Below are 15,163 nucleotides of genomic sequence, written 5' to 3'. Positions count from 1 at the left end.
AGATCCCGCGATGCCTTCCTTTGCCCCCGTCTTCCCGTCGTTCCGCCGCCTGGCCGCCGTGCTGCTGGTGTCCGTCTGCGCCACCGCGGCCCTGGCCGCGCCCCCGCCGTACGCCGACCGCAAGGTGCAGCTCGCCGCGCGCGAGCAACCCATCGCCGCGTTCCTGCAGGACCTGTTCGGGCTGATCGACGTGCCCGTGTCGGTGTCGCCCGCCGTCAAGGGCGCCGTCAACGGCACCTTCAACGGCGAGGCCGAGGGCATCGCGCGCAGCATCTCGCGGGCGTTCGGCCTCGTCATGTACTACGACGGCGCCGTGATGCACGTCTACACCGCGGGCGAGATGGGCGCGCGCACGCTGCCCACCACGCCGGCCGTGGCCGACAAGGTGCTGCGCGCGGCCGGCGAGATGCGCCTCGCCGACGCGCGCAACACGCTGCGCACCACGCGTGACGGCGCGGTGATCGCGAGCGGCACGCGCCGCTTCATCGAGCAGGTGGAGGAACTCACCCGCGCGAGCCAGGTGAGCCAGGTCGTGCAGCCGCCGATGGGCTTCAAGGTCTTCTACCTGCGCTACGCGTGGGCGCACGACGTCACGGTGGCGTTCTCGGGGCGCCAGATCATCGTGCCGGGGGTCGCGAGCATCGTGCGTTCGCTCGTGACCTCGTCGCCGCGCAGCCCCGCGATGCTCGGCCAGCAGGAGCAGCTGCTGCGTCCGACGCAGCCGAAGCTCAAGGGCCAGGGCCTCGGCCGCAACCCCAACCAGCCGGTGCTGGGCCTGCCCGACGCGAACGCGCAGCCCGGCACGGCCGACGTGCTGATGGCCGCGTACGGCGGCGCGGCGGCCGGCGGCGCCGTGGGTGGCAACGGGCTCGTGCTGGGCGACCTGCAGCAGGTGCGCATCGAGGCCGACACGCGGCTCAACGCGATCATCGTGCGGGATGCGCCGGAACGGCTGCCGTACTACGAGCAGCTCGTGCAGTCGCTCGACGTCGAGCCGCAGTCGCTCGAGATCGAGGCCACGATCATCGACATCAACACCGACAAGATGCGCGAGCTCGGCATCAACTGGCGCGGCAACATCGAGAAGAGCTCGGTGCTGTTCGGCAAGGGCGACGCGTCGGACCTGCTGCTGCAGCCGGGCGGCTCGATCGTCGGCTCCGCCATCACGCCCATCGCGCAGGGCGGCGTGATCTCCGCGGTGCTCGGCAACGCGCAGCAGTTCGTCGCCCGCATCAGCGCGCTGCAGACCGAAGGCGCGGCCAAGGTCGTCTCGAGCCCGCAGGTGGTGACCCTCTCCAACGTCGAGGCCGTGTTCGACAGCAGCCAGACCTTCTACGTGCGCGTGGCCGGGCGCGAGGAGGTGGACCTCTTCAACGTGTCGGCCGGCACGCTGCTGCGGGTGACGCCCCACGTCTTCAAGGACACGCAGGGCGTGCGCATCAAGCTGCTCGTGAACCTGGAGGACGGTTCGCTGTCGTCGGAGCGCGTGGACGCGCTGCCGATCGTGGCGCGTTCGTCGATCAACACGCAGGCGCTGATCTACGAGGGCGAAAGCCTGCTGATCGGCGGCCTGACGCGCGAGGCCTCGGACAGCGGCGTCGAGAAGATCCCGCTGCTGGGCGACATCCCCGTCATCGGCCACCTGTTCAAGACGCAGCGCGAGAGCGGTGGCCGCACCGAACGCATGTTCCTGATCTCGCCGCGCCTGTCGCAGCGCCGGTCGGCGGCGATGGGGCCGGCACCCGTGACCCCGCCGCCCGCGGTGCCGTCGGCCCCGGCGCCCGCCGCCCCGCCGCCGCCCGTTCCGGGTGAGTCGTCGGGCGCCTGCACGCCCACGTGGTGCCCGCGCGGCAGTGTGGTGGCCTCCACCGGAGCGCGCCGATGAACCCGTCGCCGCTCGAGCTGCGCGTCCTCACGGGGCCGCAGGCCGGCGCGCGCATCGCGCTGGCCGCCGGCGGCCGCGTGGACGTGGGCAGCCTCGACGCGGCGGGCTGCCAGGTCGTGTTGCGCGACCCGCGTGTCGCGCAGCAGCGCGTGCGCCTGCACGTGCGGCCGTACGACGTGCGGCTCGAGGTGCTGGCCGGTGAGGTCGAGTTCAACGGGATGCTGCTCGTGGCGCCGGCGTTCGCCGACTGGCCGCTCTATGCGCCGGTGCGTCTGGGCGACACCGTGCTGGCCGTGGGCGCCGAGGACGGCGTCCGGTGGGACGACGCGCTGGCCCTCGCGCTGTCGCCGCAGCCGCCGGCCGCGCCGGCCGAAGCCCCTGCTCCCGAGGCACCGGCCCCTGCCGTCGTGCCCCGCCCGCGCCGCCGCCTCGAGGCGTGGCTGGCGATCGGCGGTGGCGCGCTGGCGCTCGTCGCCACGGGCCTGCTCGCGTTCGCGAGCCTCGTCACGCCGCCGAAGGTGGTGGCCGAGAGCCCGTCGCAGCGGCTGGAACGCCTGCTGGCCGTGCCCGAGTTCCGCGGCCTGCGCGTGGCGGCGGCGGGCGAAGGCCTCCGCGTGACCGGCGACGTGCTGACGTTCGCGGACCGCCAGCGCCTCGACGCGCAGCTGGCCGGCGCCGACCTGTCGCCCGTGGTCGAGGTGCGGGTCGCCGAACAACTGGCGGCCGCGGTGCGCGAGGTGTTCCGCATGAACGGCGTGGTGGCCGAGACCACCCCGGCCACGTCGCTCGCCGACGTGGGGGTGGTGCGTGTCGCCACGCGCGTGGCCGACCTGTCGCAACTGGCCCGCGCCGAGGCCAGCGCGCGGCGCGACGTGCCCGGCCTGCGCGGCCTCGCCGTCGAGAACGAACGCCCCGCCGCCCCGCCCGACAACGCGCCGGTGGCGGACGACCCCGGCAAGCGGGTCGCCTCCATCGTGCCGGGCGACTCTCCCTACGTCGTGACCGTCGACGGCACGCGCTATTTCGTCGGGGCGCTGCTGCCGAGCGGCCACCGCCTCGCCTCGATCACCGAGCAGGAAGTCCTGCTCGACAAGGACGGCGTCATCTCGACGCTGCGCTTCTGACCCTCCCCTCCCTCCCACGAAACCCAGCAGGAGATCTCCCATGAGCAACACGATCAACCCCCTCTCGATGGTCGCCGCGGCCCCCTCCACCAACAGCAGCAAGCAGGGCAAGTCCGACAACTGGTTCGAGGCGATGGCCGAGGCCTGGGGCCAGACGCTCGACAAGACCGCGACCTCCATCGAATCGATGTCCGAGGACATCAGCAACGGCAACGACAAGCCCGCGGCCATCACGGCGCTGTCGGCCGAGTCGCTCAAGATGAGCTTCCTGTCGAACAGCTCGCACACCGCGCTCTCCAGCGTCGGCAGCGCGCTCGAGACGATGGCCCGCAAGCAGTGAGCGGGAGGCCGCGATGAACGTCGATCCTTCGATGGTGGCCGCGAGCCCGGTGCTCGGCCTGGGCGGCGGTGTCGCCGGCCCGGGGCCGGTGTCCGCGATGTCCGGCGCCGGCCTGCAGGCCGGCTACGGCCTGTCCTTCACGGACCTGGGCCGCTTCGAGCATGCGCTGTCCGCGTCGCAGAGCCGGCTCGAGGGCCAGCCCGTGCGTGCCCCGAACGAGGCGCTGCAGGCCATGGCCAGGCCGCTCGAGTACGTCAACAACGAGGCCGCGTCGCTCTCGGAATTCGCGACCCGCGCCGTGTCGGCCGGCAGCGCGATGACGCCCGGCGAGATGGTGATGCTGTCGGTGCGTTGCCAGGAGTTCATGTTCCATTGCCAGCTGACCTCGAACGTGGCCAACCGCGCGTCCGATGGCCTGCAGCAGCTCTTCCGCCAGCAGTCCTGACCGACCATGCGCCTCGACACATTCCTCCGCCGCCTGGCCGTGTTCGGTGCCGCGTTGCTGCTCGCCGGCTGCATGCGCCAGGAACTCTACGGCCAGGTCTCGGAACGGCAGGCCAACGAGATGGTCGCGCTGCTGCAGGGCGCCGGCATCGACGCCCGCAAGGAACACCGCGACGCGGCCAACTTCGCGATCACGTCGCCGTCGGCCGACTTCGGGCGCGCCATCGAACTGCTGCATGCCAATGGCTACCCGCGCGGCAACTTCGACAGCGTGGGCCAGGTGTTCAAGAAGGAGGGGTTCGTGTCGTCGCCGGTCGAGGAGCGTGCGCGGCTGACCTACGCGCTGTCGCAGGAACTCGCGAACACGCTGCAGACCATCGACGGGGTCGTGGTCGCACGCGTGCACCTCGCAGTGCCCGAGAAGGACCCGCTCACCGACAAACCCCACCCGGCCTCGGCCTCGGTGTTCATCAAGCACCGCGCGGGGCGTGACCTCACGGGGCAAGTCAACCAGATGAAGGCGCTGGTGGTCAACGGGGTCGAGGGTCTGCCCTACGACAACGTCACCGTCGCGCTGTTCCCGGCCGAGACCGTGCCGGCGCCACGCCCGGGGCTGGCCACCGACCCGCTGTCCACGTCGCTGCAGGCGGTCGCGGGCTTCGGCGGCCTGCTGCTGCTGGGCAGCGCGGGCGTGTGGGGCTGGCGCCGCCGGCAGGCCGGGCGCGGCGAGGCGCTGGTGCTGGTGCAGAACGATCGTGGAGGTGTCGATGCGGCGCGCGGCTGACACCACCCTCGCGCTGCGGCCCGTGGTCACGCCCGACGAGGCGCGGCGCACGCGCGCCTGGAACGTGCGCGTGGCCACCTGGTTCGATGAAGTGTGGGGCGACGAGGCCGGGACGTTGCCGTCGTTCACGTGGGAGACGCTGTCCGCGGTGCCCGGCTGGGCCGTGGGCACGCCGGCCGAACTGGAGCGGCTGGCGCTGCTGTGCGGCGCGCTGTTCGCCGCGCCGGCGCTGCGCGTGTGCCTCGACGCCGGTCTGCTGATCCGCGTGCGCGCGCTGGTGGGCGCCGACGCGCTGGAGCAGGTGCTCGCGGTGCCGGGCCTGCCGATGCAGGCCCCCACCTGGCCGCAGGACGCGCGCGCCGAACGCGACACGCTGCACGCCTGGGGTGGCACGCTGCTGGTGGCGAGCGTCGCCGACCCGCGCGTGCAGGCCACGGTGCACCGCGTGCTCGACCTGCGGTCGACCGCCGCCGACGCGCGGGCCGTGCCGGTGTCCGTGGCGCTGCGGCTCGTGCGGCTGGCGCTCGGCATCGCGGGCAAGGATTCGGAGGCCGTGCGATGAGCCGCTACACCGTGCTGCATGGCCGCCGCTCGCTGCAGGTGGCCACCAACCGGCTCGTGGTGCCGGCCGCGGAGGTGGGCGACTTCACGTCGGCCATCCAGTGCGCCCAGGCGCTCACGTCCCTGCTCGAACACGAGCGCGCGCGCGTGGCCCAGGCGCTGGCCCAGGCGCAGGAGGCCGGCTTCGAACAGGGCCGGCGCGACGGCGAACGGGTCGCGGCCGAACGCCTGACCGAGGTCGTTGCCCGCATCACGCGCGACCAGCAGGTGCAGCAGCAGGCCGCGCGCGACGCGGTGGGTGCGCTGGCGCTGGCCGTGGTGCAGAAGCTCGCCTCGTCGCTCGGCGCGTCGGAGGTGGTGCCGAAGCTCGTCGAGCAGGCCGTGATCGAGCTGCTGCCGCAGCGGTCCACCCGCGTGCGCGTGGGCCCCGAGGCCATGGAGGCCACGCGCGAACGCCTCGCGAAGCTGGGCCTGTCCGCCGACGTGCGGGCCGACGAGACGCTGGGGGCCTTCGACTGCGTGATCGACAGCGTGACCGGCCAGCACGTGGTGAGCCTCGATTCGCAGCTGGCCGCCATCGGCCGCGCGCTGGGCCTGCCCGAACGCGACATCGAACGCGACACCGAGACGGCCTGATGACCATCGCCTCGTTCGACGAACACCTGCGCCAGTCGCTGCACATGCTGCAGAAGGCCCGCCCCGTGCACCAGCGCGGGCGGGTCGTGCAGGCGTTCGGCACGATGCTGCGCGTGACCGGCATCCCCGCGCGCATCGGCCAGCAGTGCCGCATCGTCGACCCGGCGTCCGGCGCGGCGGTGCCCGCCGAGGTGGTGGGGTTCGCCGACGGCCACGCGCTGCTGGTGCCGCTCGCGCCGCTGCACGGCGTCACGCTCGACGCCGAGGTGGAGGTGATGCACGACGGCGGATCGATGCTCGTGGGGGACGGCCTCAAGGGCCGCGTGCTCGACGCCTTCGGCCACCCGCTCGACGGGCGCCCGCTGCCCGCGGGCCTCGACACCGCGCCGCTGCACGCCGAGGCGCCGCCCGCGCTCGACCGGCCGGCCATCGGCGAGACCTTCGTCACCGGCATCCGCGCCGTCGACAGCCTGCTGACCGTGGGCGTGGGCCAGCGACTCGGGGTGTTCGCGGCGGCGGGTGGCGGCAAGTCCACGCTGCTGGGCATGCTCGCACGCCAGGCCACGGCGGACGTCAACGTGATCGCGTTGATCGGCGAACGCGGGCGCGAGGTGCGCGAGTTCATCGAGGACAGCCTCGGGCCCGAGGGCCTCGCGCGCTCGGTGCTGATCGTCTCCACGTCCGACCGGCCGGCGATGGAACGCGCCCGCGCGGCGCTCGCGGCCACGGCCATCGCCGAAGGCTTCCGCGCGCGCGGCGCCCGCGTCATGCTGCTGATGGACTCGGTCACGCGGCACGCCCGCGCGCTGCGCGAGATCGGCCTGTCGATCGGCGAACCGCCGGTGCGCCGCGGCTTCCCGCCGTCGGTGTTCGCCGAACTGCCGCGCCTGTTCGAACGTGCCGGCAACGACGGCCGCGGCAGCATCACGGCCTTCTACACGGTGCTGCTGGAGGACGAGGACAGCGCCGATCCGGTGGCCGAGGAAGTACGGTCCATCCTCGACGGCCACCTGGTGCTCTCGCGCCAGCTCGGCCAGGCGAACCACTACCCCGCCATCGACGTGCTGGCGAGCGTGAGCCGCACCTTCACGCGCGTGGCCACGCCCGCGCACCGCGAGGCCGCCGGCCACGTGCGCGCGCTGATGGCCAAACACGCCGAGGTGCGGTTCCTGCTGCAGGTGGGCGAGTACAAGGCGGGCAGCGACACCCTCGCCGACGAGGCCATCGCGAAGCTGCCGGCCATCCACGCGCTGCTGCGCCAGCCGGCCGACGAGGCGTCCGCGTACGACACCACCCTCGCCCAGCTGCAGGCCCTGGCCACGTGAGCGCCGTTCGATGAAGACCTCCGACCGCACCCTCGGCTCCCCGGCCGACCTCGCCCAGCTGCAGCGCCTGCGCCAGGCCCGCGCCGAGGCGGCCGAGCGCCGCGTGTTCGCGCAGCGCCGCGCGTGCGACGAGGCCCGGGCCGAAGTCGAGGCGCAGGCCCGGCGCATCGAGGCCGAACGCGAGCGGGTGCGGCGGCACGCGCTGCACCGCGTCGGCGAAGGCGCGGCGTCGCTGCCCCGCTTCCAGGCGCTCGATGCCGCGTTCCGCGAAGACCTCGACGACAACCGCGACCGCGCCGAGTACGACCTGATCGACCGCCAGGAAACGCTCGCGGACGAACTGTCCGCGCTGCGCGAACGCCAGGGCGAATGGCAGCGCGAACAGGTGCGGCGCGATGCCGTGTCGGACGCCCTCGCCCGCAGCCGCGCCGCGGTGGGCCTGTCCCGCGAACGCGCGGCCGAATCCGAAGCCGAGGACACCCGCCGCGGCACCCCCTTCCACCCGCTCGCCCGGACTTCGCGATGAAACCGTCTGCCCCTTCCTCCGACACCAGTTCCTCCCGGCCGGCCGAACGCCCGCCGCAGCGCCCCGCGCCGAAGCGGGAACGCGAGGCGTTCGAGCAGCTGCTCGAGGCGCGTGAGTCGAGGCCGGAGGCCGCGGGGGTCCTGCCGCCCACGGTGTTCGAGGTGCCGCGCGCCGAGCCGGCCGAGGACGACACGGGCCTCACCCCGCTCGAACGCGCCGACGCCCACCCCGCCGCGCCGCTGCGCGCGACCGTGGTCGAACCGGCCCCGTCCGTCGTGGCGGCCTTGCCCGACCCGTCTCAGGCCGCCTGGGCCCGGCAGCTGCAGGCGCCCGCCGTGGCGCCGGGCGAGGCCACGCGCTTCCAGGTGATCGACCCGGCGGCGCCGCGCTGGCTGTCGTCGGTCGACGTGCAGGCGCTCGGGCCTGGCGGCGTGACCGTCGCCGTCGTCACCGGGGCCGAACACGCCGCGCTGCTCGACCGCCACCTGCCGCAGCTGCAGCGCCGGCTGGGCGCGCGCGGCGTGTCGCACGTGCGCGTGGACGGCCGCGACGACACGGGCCGCTGACCGCCGGACCGGACCCCACGCATGAGCGACCTGTCGATCTCCCCGGTGGCGATGCGTGCGCTGCTCGAACTGCCCGAGCTGCCGCCGCAGGAGACACCGAAGAGCCCGCTGGAGGCGCTGACCCTCGGCGCGCAATCGGGCGGCCTGGGCGACCCGCGCACGAACGGCGTGGCCGCGCTCGGCATCGCGCCGGAGGCGGCCACGACCCTGCCCGAGGCGCAGGTCGATGGCGGGCACGAGTACACGTCCCCGACCCTCGCGCTGATGGCGCAGGCGGTGCAGGGCACGCCGCGCCCGGACGGACCCGCACCCGCGACCGTGGAGGCGAACGCGGCCCCGCGCCACGAGGCGGCCGTCGAGGCCGGCGCACCCGCCGACGCCGGAGCCGCCCCCCTGCCGGCCGACCTGCCGGCCACGGTGGCCGTGGCCTCGCTGCTGCATGTGGCGGTCCCCGAGTTCCGCACCCGCACGGACGCGTCGCCCGCGGTGGAGCGGGGGCGCCTGGCCCTCGACGCCGATGCCGACGAGGACGGCGGAGGCGAGGGGCGCGAGGACGACGAGCCTCCTGCCGAGGCGTCCGAGCCCGTGATCACGCCGCTGCCCGCCACGAGCGGCGACGCCACGCTGTACGCGCGCATCGTCGCGCGGCTGCAGCAGCTGACCGGCGAGTCGCCGGTCGCCGACGAGGTGCTCGGCGAACTGCGCCGCCAGCGGCGGGTCGTGCTGGTCACACCGTCCACGCTGCTGCCCGGACCGAAGACCCCGGCCCACGTGGACGTGCTGTGGCCGCTGCCCACGGGCGGCCGCGCGCTGCGCCTGGGCGGCGAGCTGTGGTGGGCGCGTGTGCCGGTGCCCGAGACCTGGTGGTGCGCGCACCTCGTGAAGTCCCGGTCCGCCGATCACCAGCACCACCTCGCGCCGCGTCCGGGTGACGAGGCGGCGCGCGACGTGGCCGTGTGCCTCGGCAGCCAGGCCCTTTCGGCCGGCGCCGGGGCGCAGGTGTGCGTGCGCGTGCGCGACACCACGCGCCTGTGGCGCGCGCTGGAGCCGCAGTGGAGCCTGCGCGTGGCCGTCGGCACGCGGCCGTGGACGGCACGGACCGCGGTGCGACCGGAGATCGGCCATGTCGCCTGAGACGCTCGACGCCCTGGGCGTGTGCGCCGCCACCCTCGACCTCGCGCAGGGCCGCGTGCTGTGGCGCGCGCCGTCGTTCGAACGCCTCGCGGGCGGCCGCGACGACTCCGTCGCCGACCTGTGCCGCCGCCTCGGCGGCCTGCAGGCGCTGCTCGACGGCGACGCCGCCGTGCGCACCGTCGCCTGCGAAGGCCGTCCGCTCGAAGCCCGCCGCATCGCGCTGGACGACGGTCGTGTGGTGCTGCGCCTCGACGACCGCCACGGCGAGGCGCAGGCGCGCCAGCGCCACCTGGAGGACCGCGAGCAGCTGCTGTTCACGTCGCGGCTGCTGTCCATCGGCGAGATGGCCACGACGCTCGCCCACGAGATCAACCAGCCGATCGGCGCGGCGGCGAACCTGCTGCGCGGCTCGGTGATGCGGCTGCAGCGCGGCGACCTCGACGCCGACGGGCGCAACGGCCTGCTGCAGGCGCTGCAGCGCGCCACCGAGCAGGTGCTGTTCGCGTCCCGCGTGATCGCCCGCATCCGCGAGTACACGCACTCGCACACGCCGAAGCGCACGCCCATCGACGTGGCCGCGCTGCTGCGCGCCTGCGTGGGCCTGCTCGACTGGGAGACCGAACGCGAAGGCGTGCGGGTCGACCTGCAGGCACCGGCCGAGCCGCTGTGGATCCTCGCCGACGAGACGATGCTGCAGCAGCTGTTCGTCAACCTGATGCGCAACGCGATCGACGCGATGCGTGGCAACGCCCCCGGCACGCGCCGGCTCGACCTGTCCGTGCGCGTCGAGGGCTCGCAGGTCGAGGCCACCGTGTGCGACAGCGGCAGCGGCATCAGCGAGGAGGCCGAGCAGACGCTCTTCGTGCCGTTCGTGTCCACCAAACCCACCGGCACCGGCATCGGCTTGAACATCTGCCGCTCGTTCGTCGAACTGCACCAGGGGCGGTTGTGGTTCACGCGGAACGACGGCCCGGGCACGTCGTTCCACGCCGCGCTGCCGCTGATGTCCGCGAACGAGGTTTCCGCGATCAAGAAGGAGAAGACCCCATGAACGCCCGCACCGTCTACATCGTCGACGACAACACCGAGTTCCTGCAGTCCGCCGTGTGGTGGCTGGAAGGGGCCGGGTACGACGTGGAGTGTTTCGACGATCCGCACCGCGCGCTCGAGGTGCTCGCCGCGCCGCGGCCCGGCGCCTGCCTGCTGCTGGACGTGCGCATGCCCGCGATGTCCGGCCTCGAGGTGCACGACACGCTGCGCCGCCGCGGCGTGCGCATCCCCGTCGTCTACATGACCGGTCACGGCGACGTGCCGCTCGCGGTGGAGGCCATGCGCAAGGGCGCGGTGACCTTCATCGAGAAGCCGTTCGCGGACGAGGCCCTGGAGTCCGCGCTGGCGCTGGCTTTCGAGCCGGTGGAGGGTGAGCCGGACGCGCCGGGCGCGGCCCCGGCCGACGCCGAGTTCTCGACGCGCATGGCGCGCCTGACCGCGCGCGAGCGCGAGGTGATCGACTGGGTGGTCAAGGGCAAGCTCAACAAGGTGATCGCCGACCTGCTGGGCATCAGCATCAAGACGGTCGAACTGCACCGCAAGAACGCGATGACGAAGCTGCAGGCGCGTTCGGTGCTCGAGCTGAGCCGCCTGATGTTCACGGGGAAGGTGTCGTGATGCCGGTGCGCCTGTTGTTCCGTGCCCGCTTGCCCGACAGCGTCGTGGGCCTGAGCCTGCCCGCCGTGGAACCGGCGCCCGGCCGCGCGCTGTTCGAGGCGGCCCGTGCGCTCGCCGCGGCCGAGGCCTGGCTCCCCGTGCTGGAGGACTGGCTGGGGGCCGGCCTGCTGCCGGAGCCGGTGTCCGGCGCCACCGACGCGTTCGGCGAATCGCTGATGTTCAACCAGCACGCCGTGCTGTCGAACGAGGAGATCGGGGTCGACGTGCACCTGCCGCTCACCGCGCTGGCCGCGCGGCGCGTGCCGCCGCCGGAGGCGCTGGCCGGCTGGACGTGGCGGCCCGTGGTGTGCGAGCTGCTGCTCGATACGCTGCCGCTGTCCGCCGAGGACCTGCGCAACCTCGAACCCGGCGCGGTGCTGCTGCTGCCGGCCTCGTTCTCGTCGACTTGGCACGGCTGCCTGCAGCCGGTCAGCGGCCAGGGCGGCGCCTTCCTCGCGCGGCTGCACGAGACACGCGGGCGCCTGGGCGTCACCGCCACCGGCGACGACGGCGACCACCCGGCCAACGACCTCGCCGCCGTGCGCTTCGCGCAGCCGGTGATGGCCCGTCCGCACGACCTCTTCGGCTGGCGGGCCGGTGGCCGGCCGCCGCTGCTCGACACGCCCACGCTGTCGGGGCCCGGCGCCATCGTGCTGCAGGCCTCGCCGCTGCACGACCTGCAGCCGCTCGCCGCGGGGCAGCTCATTCCCGTGGGCTCGGGCTTCGGCGTGCAGGTGCAGGAGGTGCTGTGCACCTTCGAGCCCGCCCCCATCGAACCCGACATCTCGCTCGCCTGATTCCCGCCGCCCTTCATGGACCTCACCCAGTTCTCCCCGTCGTCGGCCCTCATCACCGTCGTGCTGCTGGCGCTCGCGCCGTATGCGGCCGTGATGGTCACGTCCTTCACGAAGATCGTCGTGGTGCTGAGCCTGCTGCGCAACGCGCTCGGGCTGCAGCAGGTGCCGCCCAACGTGGTGCTCAACGGCCTCGCGCTCGTGCTGTCGGTGTACGTGATGTACCCGGTGGGGCAGCAGATGGCCGATCGCGCCACGGCGGTGCCCAACGCCTACACGAGCACGAGCGGCATGCTGGCCGCGGCCGATGCGGCGAAGGAGCCGCTGCGCGAGTTCATGGTGAAACACGCGCAGCCGCGCGAACGGGCGTTTTTCCTGAAGACGGCGCAGAAGGCGCTGCCCGCGGACAAGGCCGCCGTGCTCACCGACCGCGACTTCATCGTGATCGTGCCGGCCTTCACGGTGACCGAACTCGCGACCGCGTTCCAGATCGGCTTCCTGATCTTCCTGCCGTTCCTGGTGGTCGACCTCATCGTGTCGAACATCCTGATGGCGATGGGGATGATGATGCTGTCGCCCACCACCGTGTCGCTGCCGTTCAAGCTGCTGCTGTTCGTGCTGATCGACGGCTGGGTCAAGCTCACGCACGGCCTCGTGCTCACCTACCAGTGAACGGGGCCGCGCGATGATGTTCAACACCGAGGCGATGCAGCTCACGCAGCAGGCGCTGTGGCTCGTGCTCGTGCTGTCGGCGCCGGCCGTGCTGGTGGCCGCGCTCGTGGGCCTGCTGATCGCGTTCGTGCAGGCGGCCACGCAACTGCAGGAACAGACCTTCCAGTATGCGGCCAAGTTCTTCGCGATCGTGCTGGTGATCCTCGTCACGTCGTCGCTGCTCGGCGGCACGCTGGTGCACTTCAGCGACCGCATCTTCTCCGAGTTCTCGGGCATGGTGAGGCGCTGACACGATGGAGTCGTTCGCCCAGATCGCGAAGCTGTCCGACCAGGCGCTGCTGCTCGCGCTGTCGACCACCCGCATCGCGGTGGCCTTCCTCGTGCTGCCCATCTTCACCGGCGACCTGATCCCGGCCACCGTGCGCAACGCGATCTACGTGGCCTTCGGCGTGCTCGCGCTGGCGCTGCAGCCCGCCGCGACGAACGCGCAGGTCATGCAGGTGCAGTGGCTGCCGCTGTTCGGCAAGGAGGCCTTCCTCGGTGCCGGCATCGGCTTCCTGTTCGGCTCGGTGCTGTGGGCCTTCGAGGCGGCAGGTGCCTTGATCGACACGAAGATCGGCGCCACCACGGCCCAGGTGACCGACCCGATGTCGGGCCAGCAGACCCCGCTCACCGGCGCCTTCCTCGGGCGCCTCGCGAACTTCGTCTTCATGTTCTCCGGCGGCCTGCTGTTGCTGATGGGCACGCTGCTCGACAGCTACGTGCTGTGGCCGGTGCTCTCGAAGCTTCCGGCGCTGAAGGCGGCCGGGGCCGGCGCGTTCGAAGCCGAGTTCGGCCGGCTGATGCTGCTCGCGCTGCTGATCGCCGCGCCGTCGCTCGTGGTGCTGTTCGCGATCGACGGTGTGCTCGGCCTCGTGAACCGGTTCGCGCAGCAGCTCAACGTGTTCTCGCTGTCGATGTCGATCAAGACCTGGGCGTCGACGGCGGTGCTGATGCTGATGACCGCGTCGATGGTGCAACAGCTGATCGCCGACGTGCAGTCGCGCCCCGCGATCGTGTTGCGCACGCTGCGGGCGCTGTTTTCGGGATGAGCGCCGCACCGACCTCCGAGGGGCGCCTGCGCCTGCGGCCCTTCACGGCCGGCGACCGCGACCGGCTCGTGGACATGCACCGGGACCCGCGCGTGCGCGCGTTGCTGATCGACGACCGCCCGTTCGACGACCCGCGCTGGACGGCGATGTTCCTCGAGCGGCTGGCGGTCTACTGCGCCACCCGCCCCGGCCTCGGCCTCTGGGCCGCGGAACACTGGGCGGTCGACCTGTCGCCGGGCGATGCGGACTATGCCGAGGCCGCCGAGGTGCTGTCGCCCGAGGCGCTGGCCCGCATGTGCGCGCCCCGTCCGCGGTTCGTCGGCTGGTTCAACCTGATGCCGATGCCGGCGGACCCCGACGAGGTGGAACTCGGGTGCCGCCTCGTGCCCGAGGTGTGGGGCTCGGGGCTCTCGCTGGAAGGCGGGGCGTTGCTGCTGGACCACGCGTTCGACCGGCTCGGTCGCGCGCGGGTGCACGCGGTGTGCCATCCCGGCCACCGCTCGGTGCACCTGTGCCTGCGGGCGCTCGGGTTCGATCACCGCGGCGAGCGGTTCTACGAGGGGGTGTGGTCCAGCCACTTCGAGGTGGCCGCGCCGGCCTGGCGTGCGGTGCGCATGCGGCCGCTGGCGGCGCGGCGCCGCGCGGCCGCGGCGTGGGTGCGGGAGGTGTTACGCCCCGAGCCAGCGCCCGCGGGCGTCGCCGAGGGTGCCGAACGGGGAGCCGTGGAGCGCGGCGCGCAGGCTGCCCACCACGGCCTCGGGTGAACCGCCCGTCTCCCATTCGGAGACCAGCGCGGTCAGCGCGGCCCGGGTCGACCGGGTGAGCGAGCCGCCGAGCGGGTCGTCGATGTCCTGGCGCAGCTTGCTGCAGTAGAGGGCTTTCGCGCGCGGGTCGGACGACACCAGTGCGATCACCGAACGCGTGGCGGTGTCGAACGCGGTGGCCGGCAGCGGCGACGGGCCGCTCTGCTGGGCGTGCCACGCGCACAGGTACTCGATCGGGCCCAGGCTGCGGCTGTTGCCCGACGTAGCGGTGCCGGCCGCGAGGCCGTGGCCACCCCAGGCATCCAGCCGCCCGGACGGCAGTCGGCCGGTGGAGAGTGCGTGGACCAGCGTCTGCGCGACGGACCGGCGCGCGTCGGCGTCGGCCCGGTCGTTGACGAGGCACAGCAGCTGGAGGAAGGCGGGGTAGAGGCGGTCGCCGAGCGAACGGCAGACGTGGTCCAGGAACCGGACCCGCTGGTCGTCGCTCGCGAGGGCGCTGCAGCCGTCGATGAGGGTCTGCGCGGCGGCTTCCCAGTCGGGAGCCGCCTTCAGCGCGGGGTTCATCGCGGCGCCGGGTCGTCGAGAAGGTGGCCCACCAGGCGGCGGGCCCACCCTTCGGCGTCCTTCGGCGCGTCCGCCGTCACGCGGGCCGACAGCACGTGGCTGGTGGCGGGCGGGGCAGCGAACCATTCGGAACTGCCCCGGGGATCACCCGCCGGTGCGGCCGAACGTCCGGTCCAGCCGGAAGAGGCCGGCTGGCCGTGGGAGATGAAGGGGGTCGTGGCGCTCATGGCTGATTCCGTCTGGCCC

20 protein-coding genes are annotated in these 15,163 nt (G+C 73.3%); 18 read left to right on the top strand and 2 right to left on the bottom strand.

Annotated elements, in window-relative coordinates:
* Window positions 1-10: 10 nt before the first annotated feature.
* The 18 genes from sctC to A4W93_RS28655 are packed head-to-tail and all read left to right on the top strand — an operon-like array spanning window position 11 to window position 14,353.
* Window positions 11-1,885, top strand: coding sequence for a type III secretion system outer membrane ring subunit SctC (gene sctC, locus A4W93_RS28740; RefSeq protein ID WP_085753866.1), 1,875 nt, complete (start codon window positions 11-13; stop codon window positions 1,883-1,885).
* Window positions 1,882-3,009 (top strand): SctD/MshK family protein, encoded by a 1,128-nt coding sequence (locus A4W93_RS28735; protein ID WP_085753865.1) that lies wholly within the window; start codon window positions 1,882-1,884, stop codon window positions 3,007-3,009. Before sctC ends, A4W93_RS28735 begins: the two co-directional genes overlap by 4 nt.
* Before the next feature lie 40 nt (window positions 3,010-3,049).
* A complete protein-coding gene (locus A4W93_RS28730) occupies window positions 3,050-3,349 on the top strand; it encodes a hypothetical protein (protein WP_085753864.1) in 300 nt (99 codons plus the stop codon).
* Between the two features lie 13 nt (window positions 3,350-3,362).
* Window positions 3,363-3,794, top strand: coding sequence for a hypothetical protein (locus A4W93_RS28725; RefSeq protein WP_237357643.1), 432 nt, complete (start codon window positions 3,363-3,365; stop codon window positions 3,792-3,794).
* A gap of 6 nt (window positions 3,795-3,800) precedes the next feature.
* Entirely contained in the window at window positions 3,801-4,577 is a 777-nt protein-coding gene (gene sctJ / locus A4W93_RS28720; protein WP_085753863.1) for a type III secretion system inner membrane ring lipoprotein SctJ, read from the top strand.
* A complete protein-coding gene (locus A4W93_RS28715; RefSeq protein WP_085753862.1) occupies window positions 4,561-5,139 on the top strand; it encodes a hypothetical protein in 579 nt (192 codons plus the stop codon). Before sctJ ends, A4W93_RS28715 begins: the two co-directional genes overlap by 17 nt.
* Entirely contained in the window at window positions 5,136-5,774 is a 639-nt protein-coding gene (locus tag A4W93_RS28710) for a FliH/SctL family protein (RefSeq protein WP_085753861.1), read from the top strand. The genes A4W93_RS28715 and A4W93_RS28710 overlap by 4 nt, the downstream gene beginning before the upstream one ends.
* A complete protein-coding gene (locus A4W93_RS28705; protein ID WP_085753860.1) occupies window positions 5,774-7,099 on the top strand; it encodes a FliI/YscN family ATPase in 1,326 nt (441 codons plus the stop codon). The genes A4W93_RS28710 and A4W93_RS28705 overlap by 1 nt, the downstream gene beginning before the upstream one ends.
* A 10-nt stretch (window positions 7,100-7,109) precedes the next feature.
* Window positions 7,110-7,625 (top strand): hypothetical protein, encoded by a 516-nt coding sequence (locus A4W93_RS28700; RefSeq protein WP_085753859.1) that lies wholly within the window; start codon window positions 7,110-7,112, stop codon window positions 7,623-7,625.
* Window positions 7,622-8,191 carry a hypothetical protein gene (locus A4W93_RS28695; RefSeq protein WP_085753858.1) on the top strand — a complete coding sequence of 190 codons (570 nt, stop codon included), beginning with the start codon at window positions 7,622-7,624 and terminating at the stop codon, window positions 8,189-8,191. The genes A4W93_RS28700 and A4W93_RS28695 overlap by 4 nt, the downstream gene beginning before the upstream one ends.
* 21 nt (window positions 8,192-8,212) lie before the next feature.
* A complete protein-coding gene (locus A4W93_RS28690; RefSeq protein WP_085753857.1) occupies window positions 8,213-9,325 on the top strand; it encodes a hypothetical protein in 1,113 nt (370 codons plus the stop codon).
* Window positions 9,315-10,376 (top strand): sensor histidine kinase, encoded by a 1,062-nt coding sequence (locus tag A4W93_RS28685; protein ID WP_085753856.1) that lies wholly within the window; start codon window positions 9,315-9,317, stop codon window positions 10,374-10,376. Before A4W93_RS28690 ends, A4W93_RS28685 begins: the two co-directional genes overlap by 11 nt.
* Window positions 10,373-10,993: a response regulator transcription factor gene (locus tag A4W93_RS28680; RefSeq protein ID WP_085753855.1), complete on the top strand. Its 621-nt coding sequence runs from the start codon at window positions 10,373-10,375 to the stop codon at window positions 10,991-10,993. Before A4W93_RS28685 ends, A4W93_RS28680 begins: the two co-directional genes overlap by 4 nt.
* Complete coding sequence (locus tag A4W93_RS28675; RefSeq protein WP_085753854.1) at window positions 10,993-11,829, top strand: hypothetical protein; 837 nt, start codon at window positions 10,993-10,995, stop codon at window positions 11,827-11,829. The genes A4W93_RS28680 and A4W93_RS28675 overlap by 1 nt, the downstream gene beginning before the upstream one ends.
* Before the next feature lie 15 nt (window positions 11,830-11,844).
* Window positions 11,845-12,498, top strand: a complete 654-nt coding sequence (gene sctR, locus A4W93_RS28670) for a type III secretion system export apparatus subunit SctR (RefSeq protein WP_085753853.1) — start codon at window positions 11,845-11,847, stop codon at window positions 12,496-12,498.
* 13 nt (window positions 12,499-12,511) lie between these two features.
* Entirely contained in the window at window positions 12,512-12,787 is a 276-nt protein-coding gene (sctS, locus tag A4W93_RS28665) for a type III secretion system export apparatus subunit SctS (protein ID WP_269466973.1), read from the top strand.
* A gap of 4 nt (window positions 12,788-12,791) precedes the next feature.
* The gene (gene sctT / locus A4W93_RS28660; protein WP_085753852.1) at window positions 12,792-13,589 is read left to right on the top strand and encodes a type III secretion system export apparatus subunit SctT; all 798 of its coding nucleotides are present in this window, start codon (window positions 12,792-12,794) and stop codon (window positions 13,587-13,589) included.
* Window positions 13,586-14,353 carry a GNAT family N-acetyltransferase gene (locus A4W93_RS28655; protein ID WP_085753851.1) on the top strand — a complete coding sequence of 256 codons (768 nt, stop codon included), beginning with the start codon at window positions 13,586-13,588 and terminating at the stop codon, window positions 14,351-14,353. The genes sctT and A4W93_RS28655 overlap by 4 nt, the downstream gene beginning before the upstream one ends.
* Here A4W93_RS28655 and A4W93_RS28650 read toward each other — a convergent pair.
* A complete protein-coding gene (locus A4W93_RS28650) occupies window positions 14,258-14,917 on the bottom strand; it encodes a hypothetical protein (protein WP_085753850.1) in 660 nt (219 codons plus the stop codon). The two genes, A4W93_RS28655 and A4W93_RS28650, sit on opposite strands and share 96 nt — an antisense overlap.
* Complete coding sequence (locus A4W93_RS28645; RefSeq protein WP_085753849.1) at window positions 14,914-15,144, bottom strand: hypothetical protein; 231 nt, start codon at window positions 15,142-15,144, stop codon at window positions 14,914-14,916. Before A4W93_RS28645 ends, A4W93_RS28650 begins: the two co-directional genes overlap by 4 nt.
* Between the last annotated feature and the right edge of the window lie 19 nt (window positions 15,145-15,163).

The organism is Piscinibacter gummiphilus (assembly GCF_002116905.1).
Classification (GTDB): Bacteria; Pseudomonadota; Gammaproteobacteria; order Burkholderiales; family Burkholderiaceae_C; genus Rhizobacter; species Rhizobacter gummiphilus.
Note: the sequence above shows the minus strand (reverse complement) of the source record. Positions and strands in the feature narration are given on the sequence as shown.

Coding starts and splice junctions, on each gene's coding strand:
- sctC (WP_085753866.1), top strand. CDS start 11: ATGCCTTCCTTTGCCCCCGTCTTCCCGTCGTTCCGCCGCCTGGCCGCC.
- A4W93_RS28735 (WP_085753865.1), top strand. CDS start 1,882: ATGAACCCGTCGCCGCTCGAGCTGCGCGTCCTCACGGGGCCGCAGGCC.
- A4W93_RS28730 (WP_085753864.1), top strand. CDS start 3,050: ATGAGCAACACGATCAACCCCCTCTCGATGGTCGCCGCGGCCCCCTCC.
- A4W93_RS28725 (WP_237357643.1), top strand. CDS start 3,363: ATGAACGTCGATCCTTCGATGGTGGCCGCGAGCCCGGTGCTCGGCCTG.
- sctJ (WP_085753863.1), top strand. CDS start 3,801: ATGCGCCTCGACACATTCCTCCGCCGCCTGGCCGTGTTCGGTGCCGCG.
- A4W93_RS28715 (WP_085753862.1), top strand. CDS start 4,561: ATGCGGCGCGCGGCTGACACCACCCTCGCGCTGCGGCCCGTGGTCACG.
- A4W93_RS28710 (WP_085753861.1), top strand. CDS start 5,136: ATGAGCCGCTACACCGTGCTGCATGGCCGCCGCTCGCTGCAGGTGGCC.
- A4W93_RS28705 (WP_085753860.1), top strand. CDS start 5,774: ATGACCATCGCCTCGTTCGACGAACACCTGCGCCAGTCGCTGCACATG.
- A4W93_RS28700 (WP_085753859.1), top strand. CDS start 7,110: ATGAAGACCTCCGACCGCACCCTCGGCTCCCCGGCCGACCTCGCCCAG.
- A4W93_RS28695 (WP_085753858.1), top strand. CDS start 7,622: ATGAAACCGTCTGCCCCTTCCTCCGACACCAGTTCCTCCCGGCCGGCC.
- A4W93_RS28690 (WP_085753857.1), top strand. CDS start 8,213: ATGAGCGACCTGTCGATCTCCCCGGTGGCGATGCGTGCGCTGCTCGAA.
- A4W93_RS28685 (WP_085753856.1), top strand. CDS start 9,315: ATGTCGCCTGAGACGCTCGACGCCCTGGGCGTGTGCGCCGCCACCCTC.
- A4W93_RS28680 (WP_085753855.1), top strand. CDS start 10,373: ATGAACGCCCGCACCGTCTACATCGTCGACGACAACACCGAGTTCCTG.
- A4W93_RS28675 (WP_085753854.1), top strand. CDS start 10,993: ATGCCGGTGCGCCTGTTGTTCCGTGCCCGCTTGCCCGACAGCGTCGTG.
- sctR (WP_085753853.1), top strand. CDS start 11,845: ATGGACCTCACCCAGTTCTCCCCGTCGTCGGCCCTCATCACCGTCGTG.
- sctS (WP_269466973.1), top strand. CDS start 12,512: ATGATGTTCAACACCGAGGCGATGCAGCTCACGCAGCAGGCGCTGTGG.
- sctT (WP_085753852.1), top strand. CDS start 12,792: ATGGAGTCGTTCGCCCAGATCGCGAAGCTGTCCGACCAGGCGCTGCTG.
- A4W93_RS28655 (WP_085753851.1), top strand. CDS start 13,586: ATGAGCGCCGCACCGACCTCCGAGGGGCGCCTGCGCCTGCGGCCCTTC.
- A4W93_RS28650 (WP_085753850.1), bottom strand. CDS start 14,917: ATGAACCCCGCGCTGAAGGCGGCTCCCGACTGGGAAGCCGCCGCGCAG.
- A4W93_RS28645 (WP_085753849.1), bottom strand. CDS start 15,144: ATGAGCGCCACGACCCCCTTCATCTCCCACGGCCAGCCGGCCTCTTCC.